The sequence below is a fragment of the Streptomyces sp. NPDC088194 genome (assembly GCF_040702025.1).
GTDB lineage: Bacteria > Actinomycetota > Actinomycetes > Streptomycetales > Streptomycetaceae > Actinacidiphila.
In genome coordinates this window covers 1-6,524 of the sequence record NZ_JBFBIV010000185.1, presented here as the reverse complement: position 1 = coordinate 6,524, position 6,524 = coordinate 1, and the positions used below count along the sequence as shown (strand labels likewise).

General features: G+C 75.6%; 5 protein-coding genes. 3 read left to right on the top strand and 2 right to left on the bottom strand.

Annotated elements, in window-relative coordinates:
- Positions 1–99: 99 nt before the first annotated feature.
- Together AB0399_RS40080 and AB0399_RS40075 are read right to left on the bottom strand one after the other, a co-directional pair.
- The gene (locus AB0399_RS40080) at positions 100–1,653 is read right to left on the bottom strand and encodes an HtaA domain-containing protein (protein WP_366414641.1); all 1,554 of its coding nucleotides are present in this window, start codon (positions 1,651–1,653) and stop codon (positions 100–102) included.
- 123 nt (positions 1,654–1,776) lie between these two features.
- Entirely contained in the window at positions 1,777–3,471 is a 1,695-nt protein-coding gene (locus AB0399_RS40075) for an HtaA domain-containing protein (protein ID WP_366414640.1), read from the bottom strand.
- 279 nt (positions 3,472–3,750) lie between these two features.
- On the opposite strand from AB0399_RS40075, the gene AB0399_RS40070 reads away from it, so the two are divergent.
- The 3 genes from AB0399_RS40070 to AB0399_RS40060 form a co-directional block, all read left to right on the top strand.
- Positions 3,751–4,764 (top strand): ABC transporter substrate-binding protein, encoded by a 1,014-nt coding sequence (locus tag AB0399_RS40070; RefSeq protein WP_366414639.1) that lies wholly within the window; start codon positions 3,751–3,753, stop codon positions 4,762–4,764.
- Positions 4,765–5,054: 290 nt separating this feature from the next.
- Positions 5,055–6,104, top strand: a complete 1,050-nt coding sequence (locus AB0399_RS40065) for an iron ABC transporter permease (protein ID WP_366414643.1) — start codon at positions 5,055–5,057, stop codon at positions 6,102–6,104.
- Between the two features lie 32 nt (positions 6,105–6,136).
- A partial coding sequence (locus AB0399_RS40060) for an ATP-binding cassette domain-containing protein (protein WP_366414642.1) occupies positions 6,137–6,524 on the top strand: 388 nt, incomplete at its 3' end.

The window sequence follows — 6,524 nt, the reverse complement described above, 5'->3', positions numbered from 1 at the left end:
GGCCGGGGGGGGCTTGCGGCGCCTTTCCCCGCCCCCCTGGGGGGGTGCCGTCCTTCCGCGGAAGGACGGCACCCCCCAGGGGCGCGTGGGAGTGGTCCCTCAGCCGGCGGAACCGCGCAGCCGCTTGGGTCGGGCCACCAGAACGGTCGCCGCGGCGCCCGTCACCACGAGGGCGCCCGCGGCGCCGAGGAGCAGGGGGACGGGGGTGTCGGAGCCGGTGGACGCGAGTGTCGCGCCGGCGTCGGTGCCGCCGACGGTGGCCGCGCCGGGAGCCTCGACGGACGCGTCGGACACCGTGGGAGCGGGGCTGCCCGCGGGAGCGGTGGGCAGCGTCGCCCCCTCGTCGAGGGAGACCGCGACCGTCACCGGGTCGAGCGCGTCGCCGGCCTGGTAGAACCCGCTGAAGACCTTCGCGCCGTCGGCGGACAGCGCGGCCGCGGCCGAAGTGATCGTGACCACCTGGCCGTTGACCGCCGGCGCCACCCCGCTGAGCGTGGCCACGTCGAGGTCGTCGTAGCTGCTGGACTTGCCGGTGGTCATGCCCTTGCTGGTGACGTCGGCGGTGAGGGTGCCGGTGGCGCCGTTGGTGATCACCTTGAGGTCGCTGAAGGACAGGTCGAGCGCGTAGGTCCCGCCGGTGAGGTGCCCGAGGAAGTGGACGCCGCCGGAGAACGAGGCGTTGAGCGTCTTGCCGTCGGCGTCCCACGTGCCGGTGCCCTTCGGGAAGCGGTAGCCGGACGCGGTGGCGGTGGCGCCGCCGGTGGACTCGACCTTGCCGTCGGCGATCGGGCCGGTGACGTAGCTGCGGAAGGACTCCTTGACGCCCCAGTCGAGGTTGCCGTCGACCACGGTGGCAGGGGTGCCGGGCGCGGCGCTGGTGGGCGGGGTGCTGGTGGGCGGGGTGGTCGGTTCGGTGCTGGGGTCGGTGCCCGGGGCGGTCGTGGGTGCCGTGGTGGGCGAGGTGGTAGGTGGCGTCGTCGGGGCGGTGGTGGGCGGGGTGGTCGGGGGCGTGGTCGGCGCGGCGCCGGCCGTCACCGCGAGGTCCGCCGGGTCGAGCGCGGTGCCCGCCTGGTACATGCCGTTGAACGCCTGCGCGCCGTCGGCGGTCAGGGCCGCCGCGATCCCGTCGTAGGTGATCGCGCCGGTGGCGTCGTGGCCCGCCGTGGCCGCCGACAGGTCGAGCGAGGCGAAGTCCACGTCGTCGGAGGTGGCGCCGGCCGCGGTCACGTCGGCGGTCAGGGTGCCGGTGGTGCCGGTGGTGGTCAGCTTGATGTCGGCGAGCTTGATGTCGAAGCCGTGCAGCGTCGAGGCGAACTCCACGCTCCCGTCGAACGCGACGGTCACCGCGTGCGTGCCCGTGTCGTACGTCCCGGTGCCTCCGGAGAAGCGGTACGTGCCGTCGGCGTTGGTGCCGGCCCCGTCCGCGGTGGTGATGGTGCCCGCCGCCGGGCCGGTGACGTAGCTGCGGAAGGACTGCTTCAGGCCCCAGTCGAGCGTGCCCCCGCTCAGGGGCAGGGTCGGCGGCGGGCCGTCCGCGGCGGCGGCGAGCGCGGGCAGCCCGAGCGTGGCGGCGCCCCCGGCGGTGGCGGCGGCTATCGCCAGGGCGAGCACGCGGGAACGGTGCCGGCGGGGCATGCGGGTGACTGCGGACATGGTCGAAGGTCTCCTCGACGGAAGGGGATGGGCGGGTGATCGGGTGAACGGTGGGGGGTCGGTGACAGGCGGGGGCCGGTGGGCCGCGAACAGGAGTGCGCCGAGGGCCGCTTCGGGTCGCCGTCAGTCGGCCTCGGGCCCGGATGTCGGTCCGGGCCCGAGACCGGGTTCGGGAGCGCGGGGTTCCGTCGCGCGGGGTTCGGGAGCGCGGGGTTCCGTCGCGCGGGGTTCGGTCCCGGCGAGTTCGGTCGGGGCAGATTCGACTGCGGCCGGTTCCGTTGCCGCCGGCTCGGTCGCGGCCGGTTCCGTCGCGGCGGATTCGACCGCGGCGGATTCGGCTGCGGCCGGTTTCGCCCGGCGGCGGTTGCGGTTCCTGAGCAGCACGGCCGCGGCCAGCGCGAGCACGACCGCCGCGCCGAGGGCCGCCGCGGTGACGGTGACGGCCGAGGTGCCGTCGGCGGCGTTCCCGGTAGGCGGCGCGGCGGCCGGCGACGGGGTGGGCTTCGCCGCCGGTGCGGCGGCGGCCGTGGTCGGGGTGGTTCCGATGTCCGGCAGCGCGGGCAGCTTCGCGGACGCCGTGAGGGCGGCCGAGACGCTGAGCGGGTCCATCGACGTGCCCGCGGTGTAGAGGCCGTTGAACCTCGCGGCGCCCTGCGCGGTGAGCGTGGTGGGCGCGTCCTCGATGGCGAGCAGGCCGTTCTTCGGGGTGGGCACGGCGGGCACCGTGAAGGTCGCGAAGGGGACGCCGTCGGCGTAGAGCGTGCCCTTGGTGCCGGCGAGGTGCACGCGGACCGCACCGAGGGCGAGGTCGAGCCCGTACGAGCCGTCGGCGGCGCGCATGCCGAGGAAGCGGACGGTGCCGGCGAAGTGGGCGTCGAGGGTGTGCCGCTTGGCGTCGTAGCCGCCCCGGCCGGTGCCGAAGCGGTAGACGGCGCCGCCGTCCTGGGCCCCGCCGGACACCTGCGTACGGCCACGGGCGAGGTCGCCGGTGACGTACTCGCGGAAGGTGCGGCGCACCCCCCAGTCGACGGCGCCGTCGGCGAGGCTGCCGGAGGTGGCGGCGGGCGTGCCCGAAGTGGGCGTGGCGGTGGGCTTCTTGGCGGGCGCGGTGGTCGCGGCGGCGGCCCGGTGCAGGTCGACGGAGAGCGTGACCGGGTCGAGCGCGGTGCCTGCGGTGTAGTACCCGGCGAAGGCGCGGGCGCCCTGCGCGGTGAGGGTCGCGGGGACGTTGCCGAGGTTGAGCTGCGTACCGGTGACGCCCTGGGTGCTGACGCCGCCGAGGGCGAGCGCGGCGAGCGGGACCTGGGCGGTGGTGGTGACCTTGCCGGTGCCCTTGTCCTTGCTGCGCATGTCGGCGTAGAGGGTGCCCGCGTGGCCGGAGATCCGCACGGTGGGGCGGGAGATGGTGAGGTCGAGGAGGTAGGCGCCGTTGCTCTGCCGGTGCCCGAGGAAGCGCACGCCGCCCTGGAAGCCGGCGGTGAGCGCGCCGGTCGCCTGGTCGTACGAACCCTGCGCGGACGGGAAGCGGAACTGGCTGCTGCCGACGGTGTCCGCGCCCCCGGTCAGGCTCCAACTGCCTTGCGCGATGGGGCCGGTGACGTAGCTCTGGAACGACGCCTTGATGCCCCAGTCGAGCCGGCCGCCGGAGACCGTGCGGGTGCTGGAGGCCGCGGGCGCCGCCTTCACGGCCGCGGGGGCCTTCGGTGCCGCGGGGCCCTTCAGTGCCGCGTGCGCGGAGGTCGCCGGCGGCAGCAGGACGGCGGCGAGCAGCGCGGCGCCCGCGGTGGCGAGGGTGGCGACGCGTGCCCGAGGAGGCACGCGGCGGCGCGCTCGGGCCCGGACGCGGGCAGGGCGGAGCAACGGCATACGGACCCCTCAAGGACTGGATAACTTAGGTAAGGCTAACCTAAGCTAACCTCCTCGGAAGCGGGAAGCCCCCGCCTCCTCCGGGTCCGGCACAGCGACGACGACAGGCGGTATGCGGTGAAGAGACGGTCAGCGCGGCGGACTGACGGGGCCTCGGCCGGAGGGCCGTCGCGCCGGACCCGGGAGCGGGCGCGCCGGAGGCCGCGGGGGCGCGGGGAGTTGCTCGCCCCGGTGGCCGGAATCGTGCTCGCGGCGCTGCTGGCCGGGTGCGGAGGGAGCGCCGGGAGCGGGCCCTCGGGTTCGTCCGCTTCCTCCGGGACCACCGGTTCCTCGGGCGCTTCTGGCTCCTCGACCGCGGCGCCCGCCGACACGGTGCAGCCGCTGTCCGGTACGCCCGTGCCCCAACTGCCCGCCACCGTAAGGTCGTCCGACGGCCGTACCGTCACCGTCCGCAGCGACGACCGGATCATCCCGCTCACCGGCGGCCTGTCCGAGGTGGTCTTCACCCTCGGCCTCGGCGACCACGTGGTGGCCCGCGACATCTCGGCGACCTTCGCCCAGGCCGCCGGGCTCCCCCTGATCACCCGCGCCCACGACGTCTCCGCGGAGGGCGTGCTCTCGCTGCACCCCACGCTCGTGCTCGCCGAGTCCACCACCGGACCGGCCGACGCGATCGCGCAGATACGGGCGGCGGGCGTCCCGTTGGTGGTCCTGCCGGCCGCCACCTCGCTGTCCGACGTCGGCCCGAGGATCGACGCGGTGGCCGCCGCGCTCGGCGTGAAACCCGCCGGCGACCGGCTACGCGAGCGCACCGCGCGGCGGATCGCCGCCGTACGGGAGGCGATTCCCGCCGAGGCCCACAAGCCGCGGGTGGCCTTCCTCTACCTGCGCGGCACCGCGTCCGTCTACCTCATCGGCGGGCGCGGCTCCGGCGCCGACTCCCTCATCGCCGCGGCCGGCGGCATCGACGCGGGCGTCGCGTCCGGCCTGGACAAGGACTTCACCCCGATCACCGCCGAGGCCCTGGTGAAGGCGGCGCCCGACGTCATCCTGGTGATGACCAAGGGGCTCCGCTCGGTGGGCGGGACCTCCGGCCTGGAGAAGGTGCCGGGCGTCGCCCAGACCCCGGCCGGCCTGGACCACCGGGTGGTCGCCATCGACGACGGCACCCTGCTCAACTTCGGCCCGCGCACGGATGTCGTGCTGCGCGAACTGGCCGACGGAATAAGGAAGTCGGCGACGTGACGGCCCGGCAGGACGAGGCGCCGGCGATCGCGGTGGCCACCGTCCGCCCGGCCGCCCGCCGGCGCCCCGGGCCCAAGTCGCCCGGAGCGGCGGCTCGTTCGGTGGGGGCGCGTACGCGTACCGGTGCCGCCGGCGCGTACGACGGCACGTCAGCGGTGGGCTCGTACAACTCCCTTGTCGCAGAAGCGGATACGGCCGCGGATACGGCTTCGGATACAGCCGCGGATTCGGCCGTCGGTCCACCCGCGGGCCTCGCGGAACCCTCCGAACCTCCTTATCGCAAGCGCCGGTTGACCGTTCTCCGGCATGGCGTCGCGCGGCGCGAGGCCGTACTCGGCACGGCGCTGGCCGTCGGACTGGTGCTGCTCGCGCTGCTGTCGGTCGGCGTGGGGGCGTACCACATCGGTACGGGGGACGTCGTGGCGTCGGTGGCGCACCGGACCGGGTTCGGCGGCCATCGGCTGGACCGGGTCGGCGAGTCCGTGCTGTGGGACGTGCGGGTGCCGCGAGTGGTGCTCGCGGTGCTGGTCGGGGCGTCACTCGGCTGCGCGGGCGCCTTGATGCAGGGCGTGTTCGGCAACCCGCTGGCCGAGCCGGGGGTGATCGGGATCTCCTCGGGCGCCGCCGTCGGCGCCGCCGGGTCCATCGCGCTCGGCCTCGGCTTCACCGGGAACTGGACGGTCACGGTCTGCGCGTTCGGCGCTGGCCTGCTGACGGTGCTGGCGGTCTACGGGCTCTCCCGCTCCGGCGGCCGCACGGAGGTGGTGACGCTGGTGCTCACCGGCATCGCCGTCAACGCCTTCGCGGGCGCCGCGATCGGCCTGTGCGTGTTCTACGCGGACAACGCGCAGCTCACCGAGATCACCTTCTGGCAGCTCGGTTCGCTGTCGCAGGCGACCTGGCCCAAGGTGCTCGCGGTGCTGCCGTGCGCGGCGGCCGGGCTCGCCGTCGCGCCGTTCTTCGCCCGCCGCCTGGACCTGCTCGCACTCGGTGAACGCCAGGCGCGGCACCTCGGTGTCGACGTGGAGCGGATGCGGCTGGCGCTGATCGCGGTGGTGGCACTGCTGACCGCCGCCGCGGTGGCGGTCGCCGGCATCGTCTCCTTCGTCGGGCTGGTCGTGCCGCACCTGCTGCGGATGGCGGCCGGCCCCGGCCACCGCTTCCTCCTGCCGGGCAGCGCGCTCGGCGGCGCGGTGGTGCTGGTGGCCGCCGACCTCGCCGCGCGGACCCTCGCGGCGCCGGCGGAACTCCCGCTCGGGGTGCTGACCGCGCTGGTCGGCAGCCCGTTCTTCTTCTGGTTGCTGCGCAGGACCCGTGGCCGGCAAGGGGGTTGGGCGTGAACGTACGACGCCTGCGCGGCGGACCGGCCGGCATGGGGCTCTTCCCGCGCCGGCCCGCACCGCCGGCCCCGGCCCGGCCCGGCGACGTGCTCGCCGAGACCCGCGCGCTGCGGGTACGGCTCGGCGCGCGATCGGTGCTGGAGGACGTGTCGCTGGCCGTACCCGCCGGGGAGGTGCTGGCCCTGGTCGGCCCGAACGGCGCGGGCAAGTCCACGTTGCTGGCCGCGCTCGCGGGCGACCTGCCGGCCGCCGGCGGCGAGGTGCTGGTCGGCGGCGCACCCGTAGCGAGCTGGACGCCCGCGCAACTCGCGCTGCGCCGGGCGGTGTTGCCGCAGTCCGCGCCGCTCGCCTTCCCGTTCACGGTCGACCTTGTCCTGCCGCTCACTGGCGAGCGTGGCACCCAGCCCGACGGTGGTCGTC

Coding starts and splice junctions, on each gene's coding strand:
- AB0399_RS40080 (WP_366414641.1), bottom strand. CDS start 1,653: ATGTCCGCAGTCACCCGCATGCCCCGCCGGCACCGTTCCCGCGTGCTC.